This window comes from Parageobacillus sp. G301 (assembly GCF_030268025.1).
Lineage (GTDB): Bacteria > Bacillota > Bacilli > Bacillales > Anoxybacillaceae > Parageobacillus_B > Parageobacillus_B toebii.
This window is the reverse complement of record NZ_BSDB01000002.1, coordinates 428,025-445,561: the sequence shown is the minus strand read 5'-3', so window position 1 is coordinate 445,561 and position 17,537 is coordinate 428,025. Positions and strand designations below refer to the sequence as shown.

The following is a 17,537-nucleotide window of genomic DNA, read 5'->3' as shown; positions in this document are numbered from 1 at the left end:
TCTTTATTACCTATTGTAACGAAAAATGGAACGAATTTCATTATCAAATAGCAATAAACATCGACAATTTTCATAAGCAACTAACGAACTTCGACCCAGCCATTTTTGATAGCGACTACTACCGCTTGTGTGCGGTCATTCACGTTTAGCTTTTGCAAAATGTTGCTTACATGATTTTTCACCGTTTTTTCGCTGATATATAGCGCCTCACCGATACCGCGGTTGCTCTTTCCGTCTGCTAATAGCTGCAATACTTCACATTCACGGCGCGTTAATAGATGAAGCGGCCAGCGGACTTCTCGTTTTCTTTCTTTGTTTTCTCCTTTTTCCGATGCAAGCCGGCGGTATTCGCGAATCAAATTGTGCGTCACTTTCGGGTGCAAGTACGAGCCGCCTTCTGCGACGATTTTCACCGCTTCAATCAATGTATCTGCATCCATTTCTTTTAATAAATAGCCGGTAGCCCCTGTTTGCAATGCGCGCATCACATAGTTTTCATCATCATGAATCGAAAGAACGACAACTTTTGTATCAGGGTACGTTTCAATCAGCTGTTTCGTTGCCTCTACTCCATTGATGTTCGGCATGTTAATGTCCATAATGACAATGTCAGGGCGATGCTCTTCTACAATCGAAAGAGCTTCGCTTCCGTCTGCGCCTTCTGCGACGACTTCAAACTCCTCTTCAAATTCTAAAATTCGCTTAATCCCTTCCCGAAATAGTTGATGATCATCAATAATGGCGATGCGTGTTTTCATAACCTCTCCTCCCTTTTTTGATTATGTAACGTTATACATTCAACGGAATACGAATGAAAATCGTTGTACCGAATCCAATCTTTGACCGAATCGTTAATGTCCCTTGCAACAATTCGACCCGTTCTTTCATGCCAATAAGTCCAAAAGCATTCTCTTTTTTTACCGTTGTGTCAAATCCTTTCCCATTATCTTTTACCATCACAAACAGCTGGTTGTTATTCATTTCCGTTCTCACTTGAATTTCGGTCGCTTCCGCATGCTTCAGGGCATTTTGTACTGATTCTTGAACGAGACGGAACACCGCAACTTCCATTCGGGCCGGTAGTCTTACTTCTTCACCAATGTGTACAAAGGAGACGGTAATCTCCCTATTATAATCTTCGATCGTTTGTAGGTATTTTCTTAGTGTAGGAATTAAACCTAAATCGTCAAGCGCCATTGGTCGCAAATCATAAATAATTCTTCGTACCTCATGAAGAGCAGAACGAACCATTTTTTTAAAATCGCGAATTTCGGCAATCGCCGCTTCAATGCCGCGATCTTTTAACACTTTTTCAATGAAGTCGGAACGAAGAATGGCATGGGCGAGCGTTTGCGCTGGACCATCATGAATTTCCCGCGATAGCCGTTTTCTTTCCTCTTCTTGCGCCTCGATAATTTTTAACCCAAACTCTTGTTTTTGTTTAGCCCCTTCAATAAATTCCCCTACTTGACGGAAATCGCTGTTTAAATAATCAAGAACAACCGTAATTTGTCCAACTAAATGCTCTGCCCGTTCGATCGTTTCTTTCAGCCCGATTAAGCGCCGCTCCAGCTCATCGCGCCGCAGCCGCAGCTGTTTTTCCCGCTCGCGGATCATCGCCAGCTCCATGTGCAATTCATGGGCCTTTTCGTATGCTTCACGAATTTCCTCTTCCGAATATAGCGAAAAATCCTTGCTTACTTCCGCAAGGCGCTGCCGAGACAGCCGGGTTTGTATTTCCAGTTTATCGGCCTCTTCAATCGTCTGTTTGGTTAGCATCTTCACTTCCAACAATTCTTGAAGCAGCCGTTCATGTTCTTGACGCGACTGTTCACCGATTCGAAAAATTTCGTCTTTGCTATGTTGAACGGTGTCGATCATTTTTTCGACAATTTTATCTAATTCCTTTGCATCTAACGTTTTATTTGAAGACATACAAGATCCCCCGTAAACGCTTTGCTGCGCTGCTTTCTAATTTTGTGTATCTGCACCAAAAAAATTTATTTGAAGGAAAAATGTTGTCGATTTATAATAAAAAAAGCATCCAATAACAATAACAATCTATTTCTTTGTCTACTAAATTAGTATAACATGTTTTTATCCAAAACTTATCGAATTTTTGAAACTCCTTTGTGTAACAGTGGGGTGATTTTTGTTTTGTTACAAAAATATTACACAGTAAAAGGGTACGGAGAAAACGAAATCATTATTGAAAAATCCCGTTTCATTTGCTATATCAATAGAGCAACAACAGAAGAGGAAGCGATTCAGTTTATCCAGCAAATTAAAAAAAAGCATTGGGACGCGACACATAACTGTTCTGCCTATATCATCGGCGAACACGACCAAATTCAAAAAGCGAACGATGACGGCGAGCCAAGCGGCACCGCTGGCGTTCCAATGCTGGAAGTGTTAAAGAAAAAAGGATTAAAAGATACCGTCGCCGTCGTCACCCGATATTTTGGCGGCATTAAACTCGGGGCAGGCGGTCTTGTTCGTGCTTACGGAAAATCGGTATCAGAAGGGCTTAAGGCAGCTGGCATTGTCGAACGCCGCCTTGTGCGCGTCATGCATGTTGTCATTGACTACACATGGCTCGGAAAAGTGGAAAATGAATTGCGCTCTTCTGTATATACTATAAAGGATATCCATTATTTAGAAAATGTTGAACTGGAAATTTTCGTTGATGAAGAAAAAAAACAAACGTTCATCGAATGGATGATGGAACTTACCAACGGAAGAGCGGAAATAAGAGAAGGGGAGACGGAGTATTTAGAACAACAAATCGAAATATAGGAAGAAAGCAAATATTGAGTCGGTAAACAGCTTTTTGTAAAAATTAACTGAAAAGAGGGTTACTATGGTTGACTCAAGAAATGCAAGAAAATTAGTAAAAAAAAGGAAGAAGAAAAAGAAAAAAATCCGTATGATTTTACTTATGCTGTTTTTTCTATTTATCGGGTCGATCAGTGTGTTTGGTTACAATATATATTTAGAAACAAAAAAAGCATCGGAAAAAATATACGAAGCACTAGACCCATCCAATCTATGGAAAAAGCGCGATAAAAAAATTGAAATACGAAAAGATCCTGTCACGATTTTACTTGTTGGTGTAGAAAATCAATATCACGACGAAGAAGGCCGTTCGGACGTGATCATGCTTCTAACCGTTAACCCAAAAACAAAAAAAGTTTATTTATTAAGTATCCCGCGTGATACGCGCGTTTACATCCCTTCGGAAGGCAGAAAAGATAAAATTACACACTCTTACAGCTACGGTGGCATTGAGTCAACAATCGCCGCTGTCAATGAGTTGATTGATGTTCCAATTGATTATTACATCACAACCGACTTCGAAGGATTCGAAGAAATAGTCGATTCCCTAGGTGGAATTACGGTCAATGTGCCGTTTACATTTAAAGCTCAACTAACCGGTTCCTTAAAATGGCATACGTTTCATAAAGGCAAACAAAAACTGAATGGAAACGAAGCGCTTGCTTATGTACGAATGAGAAAATCGGATCCAAAAGGCGATTTCGGAAGAAACGAACGTCAAAAACAAGTCATTAAAGCGATTATAGAGAAAAGTACATCGATTACTTCCTTAACAAAACTTGATGATGTGATCGCTAACTTAGGAGACCATGTTCGTACAAATATTCCTCCTTCCGATTTGTTATCTTTTATTTATCTATATCAAAAAATGGATGATGCCCGTGTAGAAACCCTTCATCTAAAGGGGTATGATGATACCATTAATGAGGTGTATTACTATATCCCAGATGAACAATCCGTTGCCGAAATTACAAAAACACTACAACAAGCTTTAGAGGAGAAGGAGACTACCTCGTTTACACAAAACGACTCCGATTTCGTCACTTCCAACTAATTACCAGAGCCTCCCTCATCTACGTAAGCTTATAGGGAGGCTTTTTTTATGAAAGTTTAAGCTAGGTGACTATTGCTACTGAGGAATTCATGTCCATTTACATTTTCCTTCATTATTCCCAACAATTCCATTCCCCTTTTTTCCTCTCAATACTCCTATATAGCACTTTATTCGCATTGGAAAATCCGCCAAAATTCGCTATTATAGTATAGAAAAATATTAAAGATACAACACGGAGGGATATCATTCGTGAAAAAACTCATCGTTTCTACAATTCTTGCAACTTGTTCTTTATGGCCCACAATCTCACTTGCCGCAGGGGATGCCGTATCCAATCAATATCCAATGCAAATGGTGGCGGAAAAAAATACCGTGTTGAGAAGAGGGGCTACCCAATCCTATTCAATCGTAAGTTCCATTCCGACGGGGCGCGAAGTTACCGTTATTGACGAATTTAAAAATGCATTTGGAGAAGTATGGTATCGTGTTCAATTTGAACGCGTGACAGGATGGTCATTAGCGGAAAACTTTACGGCGAAAAAAGAAACCGTCATTGGCAAGCAAGCAGTTATATCTGAAAATAATGTGGCTATGCGAAAAGGCGCTTCTTCTAATTACCCTCTTGTCAAAACGTTAAACAATGGCAATATCGTGAAAATTATAGATGAATTCACGAACTCTCTTCAAGAAAAATACTTCCTAGTAGAAACATCTGGAGTAAAAGGTTGGGTGAAAGCGGAAAAATTACATATCGCAGACGGTCTCCCGAAATCTCTGCCTGCCAAAATGACAGCTACACAATCTTCTCCCGTGCGTCGTGGGGCAAATATTAACTATCTAAGCGTGGCAACTTTAAAAAGCGGCCAAACGGTAACCGTTATAGATGCATTTGTAACGAACACAAAAGAAATTTGGTATCGTGTTGATTTAGGAAACATAAAAGGATGGGTCCCAGAAAAGGTATTAAAAAACACAGTGGCCGTTTCTGCGCCAAATTTGGTATCGGGCTCTTCTCCGAAAAATGAAAAAAAAGGTTCTTACCAACTTGTCGTTCATGTTTCCGTTGCTAATGTCCGGCAAGCTCCTTCACTTAGTGCAAAAGTCTTGACGCAGTTAAAAAAGGGAACGTTGTTGCATGGAATTGCTACCGCTACTGACGAAAAAGGTGCAACGTGGTACAAAATCTCTTTGGCAAATAAACAAATTGGCTGGGTTCATGAAACGGTAGTAAAAGAAAACAACAACTCCACCACACCATCAACAAACGTCAAAAAAACAATCACGACTAATAATGCTGTTCTATATGCAGAACCACGTTTCAACTCTGCAGTGGTCGAAAGAGTTTCGAAAAATAAGCAAGTTACTGTAAAACAGACCGTTCCGGGTTCGTCATTTAATTGGATACAAGTAGCATCTCCATCGGGAAAAACAGGCTGGATGCCGGAATTTGAAGTAAATAAAATAAAATACGTATATGCTAAAAGTTCAGCTGTCGCCTTGCGTCGTGGAGCGTCTAAAAACTATAAGATTACCAAAACGTTAAGCGCAAATGAACGACTCGTTTACCTTTATGAATATAATGGATGGATTTATGCAGAAACAACTTCAGGAATACGAGGATGGGTGGAAAAAGCTCAAACTTCCTCTATCGCATTGAACAGTTTTATTGACCCAATCAAACAGGAAACTGCCAACGAAACTTATTTTATTTGGAAGAAAACGTCTAATTTTAAAGTGTCCTACACGATTCTTTCCGAAAATCGTTTAAAAATTACTGGTTCTTTCTCATATGCCGAAATACCTTCCTTTTCTATTAAAGGTATTCGCTCAATAGAGAAGATAGATAACTCGTTAATTGTTACATTCTCACCTGGATATACATTTACGCTTCGCAACTATACGGATAAGCTGTCTATTAAAGTGATGGAAAGAGGTTTAAAAGGAAAAAAAATTATTATTGACGCCGGACATGGCGCACATGATTCAGGTGCTATCGGACCAAGTGGTTTAAAAGAAAAAGATGTAACCCTTGACACTGCTCTATTGCTGAAAGATGAACTCGAAAAAGCAGGAGCCATTGTTAAATTAACGAGAAGCAAAGACGTATTTCTGGAACTTGCGGAACGCACCTTGATTGCAAATAGTTCAGATTATGACGCATTCATTAGCATTCATGCTGACTCGTATTCTCGCACATCACGCGGAACTACAACTTACTATAATATATCAACTAATTTTAATGGACCAAAGAGCCAACAACTAGCGAAAATTGTACAAAAGCATCTTGTAGCGCAACTAGGTACATACAATAGAGGCTATAAACAGCAAGAGTTTTATGTAAATCGCAAAAATGAATTGCCTAGCATTCTCGTAGAATTAGCTTTTATATCTAATCCAAACGAGGAAGCTCTTTTAAAAACAAAAGCGTTTCGACAAAAAGCCGCTGTAGGCATTCGAAAAGGCTTGGAAGAATATTTTAATAACTTCTAAATCCACATAAAAAAGAGAATAATGGATATCACTCCATTATTCTCTTTCATTCATTTTCATCAAAATAATGGAGGTAATAAATCATGAAAACAAAAAAATGGGCAATTTCAATTGGACTAGCTGCGGGAATGATTGCTGGCTCGATTTTTTTCACCCCATCGGTTATGAAAGCGTCTGAAGAAGTAATTCTTGCCAGCGTTGATTGGGTAACGTCGCAGTTATCCCCTATTAAGTCCGACATCGCTTCTCTAAAGGCAAAAGTGGAGGCGCAGCAAAAAGAAATTGATCGTTTAAAGCAGCAATTAGCTAATCAACCTTCAACACCAACATTACCGTCAACCGTATACGTAGCAAAGAATAACGTCGCCATTCGCAGTGGAGCATCCACCAATTATAAAGTGATTGCCTATAAAAATGCTGGTGACTCTTTAAAGGTAATTGATTCATTTACATCCTCTCAAGGATTATGGTATCGGGTCGAACTTTCTTCCACCTTAAAAGGATGGGTATATTCTGGTGATGTTTCTACATCGCGCATTAATAACAATACACAAAAAACGGTCAGCACTACAGATAGAGTCGATATTAGAAAAGGGGCAACCACCTCATATCCAGTCATCGCAACGGTAGAACGCGGGACAAGCCTGGTCTTCATCCAATCATTTACCAATAGTCAAAAGGAAGTATGGTATAACGTCCAATTATCAAACGGTCAGCGCGGCTGGATGCCCGCCAAGTTCGGTGAGGTGAAATAATTCGTGAAAAAAATATGTTTCTTTTTATTTCCTGTTATCTTTTTTTTGTTTTTTCCCATTTCTTCAAACGCTATGGAAATTATCACCTATGAGAACCCTGTCAATGTTCTAGTACATAAAGGGACAAGTGTTACAGTTTCTGTGAATGGAAACTATCAAATTTTAAATAAAGAAAAAATGACAATTACGCCATTGGCAAGCGGAACAACATTAACTTTTCAATATTATCCATCAAGAGTTTCTGTCACATACAATTCCAAATCTGATTTTTCTAGCACTGGATTTATTATTCAGGAAACAAAGGGAGCCGCTCCGCTATCCTTAGTAACGGTTAACAAAACCCGTTATCGCGGCGGACTAGATATCAGCACGCAAAACAACTCTCTTCAAGTAGTGAATATTTTAGGGATGGAAGACTACTTAAAAGGTGTCGTTCCAAGCGAAATGCCTGCTTCCTGGCCAATGGAGGCATTAAAGGCACAGGCGATTTCTGCTAGAAACTACGCTTATGTAAATAGAAACAAATTAACTACTAATCCAAATACCCAAACGTATAAAGGGTTTGATGGTGAAAACCAAAGAACGAATCAAGCCGTCGATGCAACGAAAGGACTGTATATCAAATACCAAGGGAAAGTCATCGAGACATTTTATCATTCTACCAGCGGTGGGAGAACAGCCAACGTTGGCGATGTATGGAATTCAAATCAAAGTGCCTATCCTTATCTTGTCAGTGTTGATGATCCATATGAATCATCGCCGCATAGCCGATGGTCTTTTACCTTTTCTCCTAGCACGATTTTGCAGTCGTTTGGCATTCGCAATCCATCAGCAGCTTTATATAATATGTCCATCACCAAAACCGGCGCGAATGGGGAGGTAGGCGCCGTAACGATTGAGACTTCGGAAGGCACAAAAACAGTAAAAGGAAACGAAAATCAAATCCGCAAGCTGTTTCCTCTTAACAGCGGATCATATTACGGAATGCTGCCATCCAGTTGGTTTGATATTCAAGTAAATAAAGAGGGCAAGCAATTATTTATACAAACACCGCAAGGGAAAAAAACTGTTGCCTCTTTAAAAGGACAAACGGTGCAGACAGCCAACGGCACGGTGACGATATCGGAAGACGTAAATGTCCAAACTGCCACAGGGGTCACTTTGATTTCTTCTGACCCGGCAAAAGTCTCTTCCATTACGGTAACGGGAAGAGGCTGGGGACACCGTATCGGCATGAGCCAATATGGAGCAAAAGCATTTGCCGAAAAAGGATGGACAGCGAAACAAATTCTTGAGCATTATTATAAAGGAGCAAAAGTTTCTTACTAAAGGTGGAACATTTGGTTCATATAGATGAATCGGCAAAAAAAGAAACCAGTGTGACCGACATTGGACACGCTGGTTTCTTTTTTATCCTAAAATGGCCTTTGATATTTTATTCAGAAAGATGTTTTAATAAATCATCAACGATACTGCTCCATGAATATTCCTCTACCGCTAATCTCCTGCCGTTTTCTGACATCATACGGTATTCCTCTTCAGAAATTTGCATTAGCTCCCGTATCACAGCAGCGATTCCTTCCGGTTGTTCCGGAGGCGCGATTCTTCCACAGTTATGGGTTTTCAAAATCTCAGCGCTCTCCCCAGCTCCACAATAAAGAACTGGTGTTCCTGTAGCGATAGCAGGGAAAATTTTTGATGGCCGCGCTCCTTTAAATAAGTCAATATTGCGTAATGACACGATACTATAGTCGGATATAGAAAAAATGTCAGGCATTTTCGACACAGGCACAGAGCCGTAAAACGTAACATTATCGAGGCGCAGCTCTTCTTTTAGCTTGATTAGCTTTTCCCGCTCCTGGCCATCGCCGACAAACAGAAAATGAGCATTTGGATATTCCTCTTTAATCAAAGCCGCTGCTCGCAAAACGGAATCCAATCCTTGTGCATACCCCATTGTTCCCGCATAGGTAAACACTACTTTTCCTTCTAGTCCCAACTCTCTCAATAGCTCCTCATTTTTCGGCAGCGGCTTAAACACGTCCGTATTTACTCCGTTCGGTAATAAAAATACGTCACTCGGCGCTTTTCCCTGCTGAATCATATAATCGCGAATACCTTCCGTCGCTGCTGCTATTTTCCATGACTTTTTGTACAAAAACAATTCGAGCCATCTTGCCATCCGGATAAATGCTTTATTTTTTAAAATTCCTAGCTCTACCGCAGATTCCGGCCAAATATCAGCGACATTAAATACAAATTTTGCCCTTTTTAGCTTTGCCCCAAGATAGCCGGTAATTCCCAAAAACAAAGGCGGGGAGTTGCAAATAATAACATCTGTCGGCTTCGATTTAAAAAGAGAATAAAACGAGCTGAATGTAAAAGAAAAGTAGGAAGCTAATCTCTTCCAGAAACTCCCTTTTGGTGATGGATAAATCCATGTTCGGTGAACAGGGATGCCGTCCCACTCTTCAAATAAATAAAACATACCGCGATACTCTTCTGGAATGACTCCTTTTGGATGATGTGGAAACGCCGTCAACACTTCCACTTGATGGCCTCTTTTGATCAATTCCTTGCTGACTTCATATACTCGAATTTGCGGTGCGCCCGTCTCAGGTGGAAAGTGCTGGCACAAATAAATAATTCTCATAATTGTTTCAGCTTTTCCTTTAAGTATTGTTGTAATTTCTCTTTTAAATCCGGGCGCTTTAACGCAAAATCGATCGAAGCTTGGAGAAAACCAAATTTATCTCCTACATCATAACGCATTCCTTTAATAATGTAAGAATACACTTGTTCTTTGGATAATAAAAGATCAATCGCATCGGTTAGTTGAATTTCTCCTTTGGAATCTGGAGCAACTTGTTCTAACATGTCAAAAACAGCTGGAGTTAAAATATATCGGCCAATAATTGCCTGAGTTGACGGCGCTTCTTCGACCGCTGGTTTTTCAACAAGGCCTTTGACAGTGAACAAATCCCCGTTTTGACCATTATAATCAACGATTCCGTACTTATTCACTTCGGAACGAGGCACTTCTTTTACCCCTAGAATGCTTGACTGAACGCGTTCATACTGTTCTATCATCTGCTTTAATGCTGGAACATCGCTGTCAATGATATCATCGCCCAGCAATACAGCGAACGGCTCATTGCCAATAAACTTTTTCGCACATAATACAGCATGTCCGAGTCCAAGAGGTTCTTTTTGCCGGACATAATGAATATCCACTAAATTTGAAATGGACTCTACAACCTGCAGCATATCATGTTTCCCAGTTTTTTCTAAAAGCAACTCTAACTCAACCGATTTATCAAAATGATCCTCAATAGCACGTTTGTTTCGGCCTGTCACAATGATAATATCTTCAATTCCTGAATGAACAGCTTCTTCTATAATATATTGAATGGTCGGTTTATCAACAATTGGCAGCATCTCTTTTGGCTGCGCTTTTGTAGCTGGTAGAAAACGGGTGCCAAGCCCCGCTGCTGGAATCACTGCTTTTTTAATCATGATTCACACCTCGTTTAACGTTTGCTTGTATAAGTGAAGCATTCTCGACGCATTTTCTATCCAATTATAATGTTCTTTCACATGAAGAATTCCTTTTTCCCCCATTTTCGAACGTAAACTTGGATCACGTAAAAGTGTTTCAAATGCTTCTGCCAACTTCTCTGGACTCTCTTTCGGCACCACCAATCCGGTTATCCCATCTTTCACTACTTCAGGCAATCCTCCTACATTCGACACGACCACCGGTACTCCGCAAGCCATCGCCTCTACCGCCGCCACGCCAAAGCTTTCGCTATCCTCCGTAGATGGAACAGCAAAAATATCCATCTTATTAATATACTTTGGTACGTCCGTGTTCGGCACTCTTCCAGTAAACGTAGTAACGTCACGAACACCCAACTGTTCCGCTAGCAGCTCGTATTCTTTTCTCTGCGGCCCATCTCCAACAATAAGCAAATTCGTATTTGGATAATCATTTCGAATCTTCGCAAAAGCTTTGATGAGATCCGCGATTCCATACTTATCAGAAAGGGCTTTTACCGTCCCAATCGTTACTTCTCGTTTTTCTTCCGCTTTTGGCAGAGGTTTAAATTTAGTGATATCAACCCCAAAAGGAGTTACTTCGACCGCTTTATTTGTATATTTCTTCGTTTCCTGCGCCATCACATGACTTGTAGAACAAATCACGTCTGCTTTTTTTAATGTATACTCCACAATCTTTCGGTTCAATGTATTTTGTTTTGGGAATTGATAAATATCACGTCCCCATACGGAAACATAGAAAGGATGGTACCCGGCAATGGCACCGACAAATCCATAACTAGATACATAATGAGAGTGTAAAATATCTGGTTGGAACGACGACAAAACTTTTTTCAACGTGGATACAGTCGAAATATACGATAATTTTCCCGGCAGCCATTTTGGCAATACAATGGTTTCGACTTCTTTCGCGTTTTCCGGTGAATAATGATCTTTGAACGTAACTACTTTTACATCAATACCTTGTTCTTGATAAAACAAAGCCCATTTATGCGTGTGAATCGATTTGCTTGGGGCTAACAGCAATACTTTCATTCATCTTCCCCCATTAATGTCTTTTTCACTTTTTCTACTCTTGCCACCCATGAATGCTTTTCAACAAATGTTCGCACAATATTGTTGCGGTAGCCGTCTTGATATTCTATCATGTCCCGAATTGCTTCGGCCATGGAATGTTTATTATCATCACAAATAATGCCATACCCATCCTCTTCAATAAAACGCTTTTGCGCCAAACAGGATGTGGCCACGATTGGCAGTCCATTTGACAAATATTCAACAAGTTTGACAGGTACGGAAAAATCATTATATTCGCTGCGAATTCTTGGAATAAGCGCAAAATCCATCTGTGCATACAAACGATCTAATTCTTCTCCACTAATATGTTTTACCTCTACGTTTAATTGCTTTATGCGTTCCTTTTTCGAAACAGGTAAGGCATCATATTCATTTTTACGGCATACGACAGTTAAATGAACAATCGTTTTTTCCTGATTTACGATTTCTAATGCATCAAGAAGCAAAAACAATCCGTAGTCATCATTGTTAATGCCGCCAACATAAATCGCTTTGGAAACGTTGTTATCGCGCTGTTTGAGCGGAATCGTTTTTCGCTTTCCCCCCGGCGGCAAATCTACCATCGGGCGCCGGATGGAAACGTACTTTCCCATCTCCATGCTAGGTAAAAAAATGACGTCGCAATATTTCTCATAAAAGCGCTCTTCCCACCGATAAACAGTTTGCATAATTTTTTTCTTCCAGCCTTTGAGCGGGTAGAGCTCATCAAATTTCCAATACACATCACGATAAAAGACACCTACGGGAACATGATGTTTCTTCAAATACCGCAATACTTTCCAATCAATCAATGGTTTTTGCGGCTTATGTCCTGGATCGGTCAACCATAAAGGAATCGTTTGGTTTTCCATATAGCAGAACAAAAGATTTGTCAGCTTCCCTTCGTTCTGAAGCTGACAAAATTGCTTTTCCCGCTCTGCTGACGTACCAGAAATAAGAATTACTTCAATTCCCTCTTTGGCTCCCCATTCACAAAACGCTTTATACATTTCGTGTGGTCTTAACTTGGAACCGCTATTCGTTTGTTTCGCGAGCGGAAAAGGATAGTAAACAAGGACCTTTTTCATTCTAAATCCCTCATCGACTGTTAAATTTTTTTAGAAGCATTAACCGTATATCGTCCTTCATATACATAAACAGTGCCAATCCCCCAAACAGCGTGATAAGCAATATCCAAATCGGGTTGAATAAGAAATCGGTAAAACCCCCAACAATGGTTCGAGGGATGTTGATCGAAAAGTAGACAAACAGACTAAGAAATATTGGATTTTTCGGCAGACGGAGAAAGAAAATATACAAAAGCTGAATTACCGCTCCTACGTATAGGGTGCCAATAATGATGCCTAAATAACCAAAGTTAGCGTATGCTTCCGCAACAAAGAGCGTATTCAATACTCCCCCTGTTCCATCTTCAATCCGCTCTGGAAATACGTGAGCCATTACCATTCGCGCCGAACGAACGTTATCGATATCAAACAATCCGGTTAAAGCCGAAGGTAAACTTTTCCCATAGAGAAACGGCAACGCTTCCCCAAATATATTCAAGTGCAAAAATGTCGGTGCGATTTGTGCTAGGATTAGTCTGCCAATCGGTCCTTTATTGTAGGATAAAAACGTTCCAATATCATTGACCCCTTGAATGACAACATACATCCCTACGAGAACAGCGCCGCCAATGATTCCGTATACTGCTAATTTTACAGGAGAGAATCTCATTTTCCCAATATATATACGAACGAGGAAAAACATAATAAAGTAGAAAAAGATCGGAGATTTAGCTAAATCATATACATTAACAAACACGGCGCCGGCAAATAGGAAAACAAAAAGCAGCTTCCATCTAGGTTCATTGGTCAACACAGCAAAAAGATAAACGATAAGCGATAAAACAGGAGTAAGAGTGAGAGCAAAAATATTTCGAAACAATACGTTTCCATGAAAATGACGCGATGCTTCCACACGCAACTCCGCCAAACTTTCGTCCGTGCCTTTTAACAACTCAAAAATCGGAATGTCAGGCGTCTTCCAAACCATATAAATAATAGCTAAGAAACTAATCGCTGATAAGGCAGCAAACAAATAAAATATTTCGTTGCGATTGGCAGCCATATTCTCAAGTGGTTTTTTCAAATAATCATTAAATTCTCGTTTCGCCTCAAACCCGCACAGTTTCGAAACAAAGAACATCGATAGCGGCAGAAACACCATGACAAAACAAACAACAACAAATCCAATCATGCGGTATTCATCAGGGCGAAAAAGTTTCCTCGTCATATAATAGTCGTCTATACCTAATGCAATGAACAATGCGCCAATAAAACTAGAAACTAATAGTGAGTAGTAATAGACAATGGAGACAAGGTTCGGTTTCGTAAACGAAAGTGTTCCTGCCACGTAACGAAACAGTAAAGTCGATATGCATAATACGATCATCCAAAAAAGCACATACAGCATAGAATCGCACCCTTACACTTGTTCAATCGCTGCAACAATTTTTTCTGCCGCTTTTCCATCACCAAATACGTTGGCATATACAGGGTTCACTGCTTTTTTTACCGCTTCCACAATCTTCTCTACATCCGTGCCAACCAAAATATTCGCTTCCGACTCTAATGTTTCTACCCATTCCGTTTGTTCGCGGACAGTTACGCAAGGCACCTTCATAAAGTAGGCTTCTTTTTGCACACCACCGGAATCCGTAATAATTTTTTTGGCATTGCTTTCTAACGTTAACATATCTAAATAACCGACAGGCTCAATGATCTTCAGATTAGGAATGGATGCCGCATCCAATCCGTATTCTGCTAGTTTATGTTTTGTCCGTGGATGAATCGGCCACACTTTCATTTCATCGATTTGCGAAAATGCCTCTAAGATATTTTTCATATTATGGATATCATCGGTATTTTCTGCGCGATGAATCGTAATTAAATGATATTGTTTCGGTTGCAGCCCTAAATCAGCAAGAATTGTCGATTTTTGTTGTGCCAATTCTTGATTGTATAGTACCGCATCGTACATGACATCCCCAACGTTGATCACATTTCGCGTAATGTTTTCTTTCTTTAGATTTTCTACCGCGGTCTCTGTAGGACAAAATAAAAATTCTGATACATGGTCTGTCATAATTCGGTTAATTTCTTCCGGCATTTTTTTATTAAAACTGCGCAATCCCGCTTCAACATGAATAACAGGAATATGCAATTTTGCAGCGACGAGCGCGCCGGCAAGCGTTGAGTTTGTGTCACCATACACAAGTACATAATCAGGCTTTTCTTTTAACACAACTTCTTCAATCTTGATCAACATTTCCCCGGTCTGCTTCCCATGACTGCCAGAACCGACACCTAAATGATAATCAGGTTTTGGAATGTTTAACTCTTCAAAGAAAATATCAGACATATTCGCGTCATAATGTTGCCCAGTATGAATAATTAACTCTGTATGTCTTTGACGCAGCACACGAGAAACAGGCGCTGCTTTAATAAATTGCGGTCTTGCACCTAAAACGGTAACAATTTTCATCGTAACACCTCCTAAAAAATCGGTTCCCATTGATATTATCTTTTTCGGTGATTACCCGTGTTTATTCGGCGGCACCCCCGTGAAAATGTGACGGCTTAGCGCGAAAATCCGCATCTACGCGGCTAATCAGCACTATGAGCAGAAAGTAGATCCATCCAAGTATAACCCATCCGTCATGTATTTTCGTTTCTTGAATATACACAATAGCCACTAGGCTAATCAGCGCGTTTACAAATAAAAAGGACATTTTCCCAAATGAAACTGGCACATAATAAACTTTTTGGCTTTTCCGGAAAATCAACCATATAGCAAACACATAGGTAAAAATATTAGCGACAATTGTTCCCCATTCAATCCAATAAGGAACGAGCATAAAATTTAAAACGATATTGAGGAACGCCGCGATCATAAACACACGGGTAATGTACGCCGTCTGCTTTGTAAAAAAGAGGCCGGCAGAAATAATGAGATAATAAAAATTTAAAAATGTAACACACGAAAGAAATGAAACATACCGATATGCTTCGTAATACTGCGTAGCAAAAAACGTTTTCATGATCCATGGACTAACCGTTGCAACCGCTATAATTCCGAAAAGCCCCAACAGCAATAAAGCCATATAAATTTTTGCAAACAGCCATGGGCTGTTTTCTTGATCTTTTATTGACATAGAATAAGGACGCCAAGCCATTTGTATGCCGCTTGTAATCAACGTAATCATCATTGCCAAGCGCAGCGCTACTCCAAATACGCCCGCTTCCTCAAGGGAAGCGAACTTTTGAATAAATATAGTACTCGAATTGGCAATTACCCAAAACGCTAAAGAGGTTGGCGCCAATGGAGCGGCGTAAGCAAGCAGTTCTTTAAGGACGTCCCATCTCACATGAAACTTTAAATACTTTCCCGTAATATGCAACATAAAAAAGAAAACAATACCGCTGCTTATTAATCTACCGAGAAACAACCCTTTCGGAGTTGGTTCAAAAAATTTCAACGCTGCGTAGGAAAGAACCGCAACGAGAAGCATTTTTATCAGCGTAAATAAAGCAACTTTTTTTGTTTGAAATTCAAATCGCATAACGGTCGTCACAACAACAAAAACGGTATCCAAAAGCAGCGTAAATAAATTAATATACAATAAATCAACATGATGAGGATTTTCCAGCAGTATTTTGGAAAACCATGGACCGGCAAGCAGTACCAGTACAAATAGCAAAAAAACGACAAAAAGCCGGAAATACATGACATTCCGTACATACACAAGGCGCTTATTCTCATCCTTTGTGTCATAGTAATAAAACGATAGCGCCGAATCTGTGCCAAAAATAACAAGGAAAGTCAACATCGATGTCCATCGGTCTAAAACATCGACAAGCCCATATTGGGCTCTCGATAAAAAGCTCGTGTACACAGGTAACATAATAAACGCGATGAGTTTCGTTCCCACGTTCATAAACGCGTAAAGGAGCGAATCCGCTCCTAAACGCTTTAATTGCGACAACAATTTATAACAACTCCCGCTCATCTACCATTTTGCTGAATTTAGCTGGAAATCCTTTGACAACTGTTTTTGGTTCTGTATCTTTCGTCACAAGCGCTCCTGCTGCCACAAATGTCTCCTCAGCAATTGTAATTCCTGGAAGAATGATAACTCCGCCTCCGACGCGCGCTCCCCGCTTAATCGTCGCACCTTTAATTTTCGAAAACCGCTCTTCGGTTCTGCCCATATAATTATCATTCGTCGTTGTCACGCAAGGAGCAATAAAGACATGGTCTTCCAGTGTCGAATATGCTGTAATGTAAGAGTTGGATTGAATTTTTGTGCGGTCGCCAATTTCGACATGGTTTTCAACGCAAACACCGCGTCCAACGATGACGTAATTACCGATTTTCACGTTTTCCCGCACGCTTGCAAGATCTGCGACTAACGTGTTTGCCCCAATAGTTGCGCCGCGATAAATGACAGCATTCGCGCCAATGGTGCAATCTTCGCCAATCACAAGGGCAGGAATGTCGTCCGAAAGCTTCACCGTACTCGTTTTCGCTGGCTTTGGCGGTTTACCAAGCACGGCACCATCGGCGATGGTTGTTCCATCACCGATGACTGTGCCCTCATGAATCGTAACACGATTTCCGATTTTTACATTTTTCCCGATTTTCACACCTTTTTCGATCACTGTAAAATAACCGACTTCTACCGTCTCATCAAGCACAACAGAAGAATCAATAAAATTCATTTTGCC

General features: G+C 40.2%; 15 protein-coding genes. 5 read left to right on the top strand and 10 right to left on the bottom strand.

Annotated features, from left to right (window positions below; genetic code table 11):
* Nucleotides 1-80: 80 nt before the first annotated feature.
* On the bottom strand, nucleotides 81-758 hold the full coding sequence (locus QSJ37_RS10825) for a response regulator (RefSeq protein WP_015865096.1): 678 nt from the start codon (nucleotides 756-758) through the stop codon (nucleotides 81-83).
* A 31-nt stretch (nucleotides 759-789) separates the two neighbouring features.
* On the bottom strand, nucleotides 790-1,935 hold the full coding sequence (locus QSJ37_RS10820) for a sensor histidine kinase (RefSeq protein ID WP_285755164.1): 1,146 nt from the start codon (nucleotides 1,933-1,935) through the stop codon (nucleotides 790-792).
* Between the two features lie 222 nt (nucleotides 1,936-2,157).
* On the opposite strand from QSJ37_RS10820, the gene QSJ37_RS10815 reads away from it, so the two are divergent.
* The 5 genes from QSJ37_RS10815 to QSJ37_RS10795 all read left to right on the top strand — a co-directional run bounded on the left by QSJ37_RS10815 (nucleotide 2,158) and on the right by QSJ37_RS10795 (nucleotide 8,463).
* Entirely contained in the window at nucleotides 2,158-2,796 is a 639-nt protein-coding gene (locus QSJ37_RS10815) for a YigZ family protein (protein WP_285755163.1), read from the top strand.
* A 64-nt stretch (nucleotides 2,797-2,860) separates the two neighbouring features.
* Nucleotides 2,861-3,889 (top strand): LCP family protein, encoded by a 1,029-nt coding sequence (locus QSJ37_RS10810; protein WP_285755162.1) that lies wholly within the window; start codon nucleotides 2,861-2,863, stop codon nucleotides 3,887-3,889.
* Between the two features lie 249 nt (nucleotides 3,890-4,138).
* Nucleotides 4,139-6,379 carry an N-acetylmuramoyl-L-alanine amidase family protein gene (locus tag QSJ37_RS10805; protein WP_285755161.1) on the top strand — a complete coding sequence of 747 codons (2,241 nt, stop codon included), beginning with the start codon at nucleotides 4,139-4,141 and terminating at the stop codon, nucleotides 6,377-6,379.
* Between the two features lie 80 nt (nucleotides 6,380-6,459).
* Nucleotides 6,460-7,134 (top strand): SH3 domain-containing protein, encoded by a 675-nt coding sequence (locus QSJ37_RS10800; protein WP_285756107.1) that lies wholly within the window; start codon nucleotides 6,460-6,462, stop codon nucleotides 7,132-7,134.
* 72 nt (nucleotides 7,135-7,206) lie between these two features.
* A complete protein-coding gene (locus tag QSJ37_RS10795; RefSeq protein WP_483313610.1) occupies nucleotides 7,207-8,463 on the top strand; it encodes a SpoIID/LytB domain-containing protein in 1,257 nt (418 codons plus the stop codon).
* 106 nt (nucleotides 8,464-8,569) lie between these two features.
* Here QSJ37_RS10795 and QSJ37_RS10790 read toward each other — a convergent pair whose 3' ends face one another.
* The 8 genes from QSJ37_RS10790 to QSJ37_RS10755 form a co-directional block, all read right to left on the bottom strand.
* Nucleotides 8,570-9,787 carry a glycosyltransferase family 4 protein gene (locus QSJ37_RS10790; protein ID WP_285755159.1) on the bottom strand — a complete coding sequence of 406 codons (1,218 nt, stop codon included), beginning with the start codon at nucleotides 9,785-9,787 and terminating at the stop codon, nucleotides 8,570-8,572.
* Nucleotides 9,784-10,650: a UTP--glucose-1-phosphate uridylyltransferase GalU gene (gene galU / locus QSJ37_RS10785; RefSeq protein ID WP_062756107.1), complete on the bottom strand. Its 867-nt coding sequence runs from the start codon at nucleotides 10,648-10,650 to the stop codon at nucleotides 9,784-9,786. The genes QSJ37_RS10790 and galU overlap by 4 nt, the downstream gene beginning before the upstream one ends.
* A gap of 3 nt (nucleotides 10,651-10,653) precedes the next feature.
* Entirely contained in the window at nucleotides 10,654-11,727 is a 1,074-nt protein-coding gene (locus tag QSJ37_RS10780) for a glycosyltransferase (protein ID WP_285755157.1), read from the bottom strand.
* Nucleotides 11,724-12,836: a glycosyltransferase gene (locus QSJ37_RS10775; RefSeq protein WP_285755156.1), complete on the bottom strand. Its 1,113-nt coding sequence runs from the start codon at nucleotides 12,834-12,836 to the stop codon at nucleotides 11,724-11,726. The genes QSJ37_RS10780 and QSJ37_RS10775 overlap by 4 nt, the downstream gene beginning before the upstream one ends.
* Before the next feature lie 10 nt (nucleotides 12,837-12,846).
* Nucleotides 12,847-14,223: an O-antigen polymerase gene (locus QSJ37_RS10770; RefSeq protein WP_285755155.1), complete on the bottom strand. Its 1,377-nt coding sequence runs from the start codon at nucleotides 14,221-14,223 to the stop codon at nucleotides 12,847-12,849.
* 12 nt (nucleotides 14,224-14,235) lie between these two features.
* Complete coding sequence (gene wecB, locus QSJ37_RS10765) at nucleotides 14,236-15,294, bottom strand: non-hydrolyzing UDP-N-acetylglucosamine 2-epimerase (RefSeq protein ID WP_285755154.1); 1,059 nt, start codon at nucleotides 15,292-15,294, stop codon at nucleotides 14,236-14,238.
* A gap of 61 nt (nucleotides 15,295-15,355) precedes the next feature.
* A complete protein-coding gene (locus QSJ37_RS10760) occupies nucleotides 15,356-16,798 on the bottom strand; it encodes a lipopolysaccharide biosynthesis protein (RefSeq protein WP_285755153.1) in 1,443 nt (480 codons plus the stop codon).
* A 1-nt stretch (nucleotide 16,799) separates the two neighbouring features.
* Entirely contained in the window at nucleotides 16,800-17,531 is a 732-nt protein-coding gene (locus QSJ37_RS10755) for an N-acetyltransferase (protein WP_285755152.1), read from the bottom strand.
* Nucleotides 17,532-17,537 lie beyond the last annotated feature (6 nt).

Excerpts from the sequence above, each read along its gene's own strand:
- QSJ37_RS10825 (WP_015865096.1), bottom strand. The coding sequence starts at position 758 with ATGAAAACACGCATCGCCATTATTGATGATCATCAACTATTTCGGGAA.
- QSJ37_RS10820 (WP_285755164.1), bottom strand. The coding sequence starts at position 1,935 with ATGTCTTCAAATAAAACGTTAGATGCAAAGGAATTAGATAAAATTGTC.
- QSJ37_RS10810 (WP_285755162.1), top strand. The coding sequence starts at position 2,861 with ATGGTTGACTCAAGAAATGCAAGAAAATTAGTAAAAAAAAGGAAGAAG.
- QSJ37_RS10795 (WP_483313610.1), top strand. The coding sequence starts at position 7,207 with ATGGAAATTATCACCTATGAGAACCCTGTCAATGTTCTAGTACATAAA.
- QSJ37_RS10790 (WP_285755159.1), bottom strand. The coding sequence starts at position 9,787 with ATGAGAATTATTTATTTGTGCCAGCACTTTCCACCTGAGACGGGCGCA.
- galU (WP_062756107.1), bottom strand. The coding sequence starts at position 10,650 with ATGATTAAAAAAGCAGTGATTCCAGCAGCGGGGCTTGGCACCCGTTTT.
- QSJ37_RS10780 (WP_285755157.1), bottom strand. The coding sequence starts at position 11,727 with ATGAAAGTATTGCTGTTAGCCCCAAGCAAATCGATTCACACGCATAAA.
- QSJ37_RS10775 (WP_285755156.1), bottom strand. The coding sequence starts at position 12,836 with ATGAAAAAGGTCCTTGTTTACTATCCTTTTCCGCTCGCGAAACAAACG.
- QSJ37_RS10770 (WP_285755155.1), bottom strand. The coding sequence starts at position 14,223 with ATGCTGTATGTGCTTTTTTGGATGATCGTATTATGCATATCGACTTTA.
- wecB (WP_285755154.1), bottom strand. The coding sequence starts at position 15,294 with ATGAAAATTGTTACCGTTTTAGGTGCAAGACCGCAATTTATTAAAGCA.
- QSJ37_RS10755 (WP_285755152.1), bottom strand. The coding sequence starts at position 17,531 with ATGAATTTTATTGATTCTTCTGTTGTGCTTGATGAGACGGTAGAAGTC.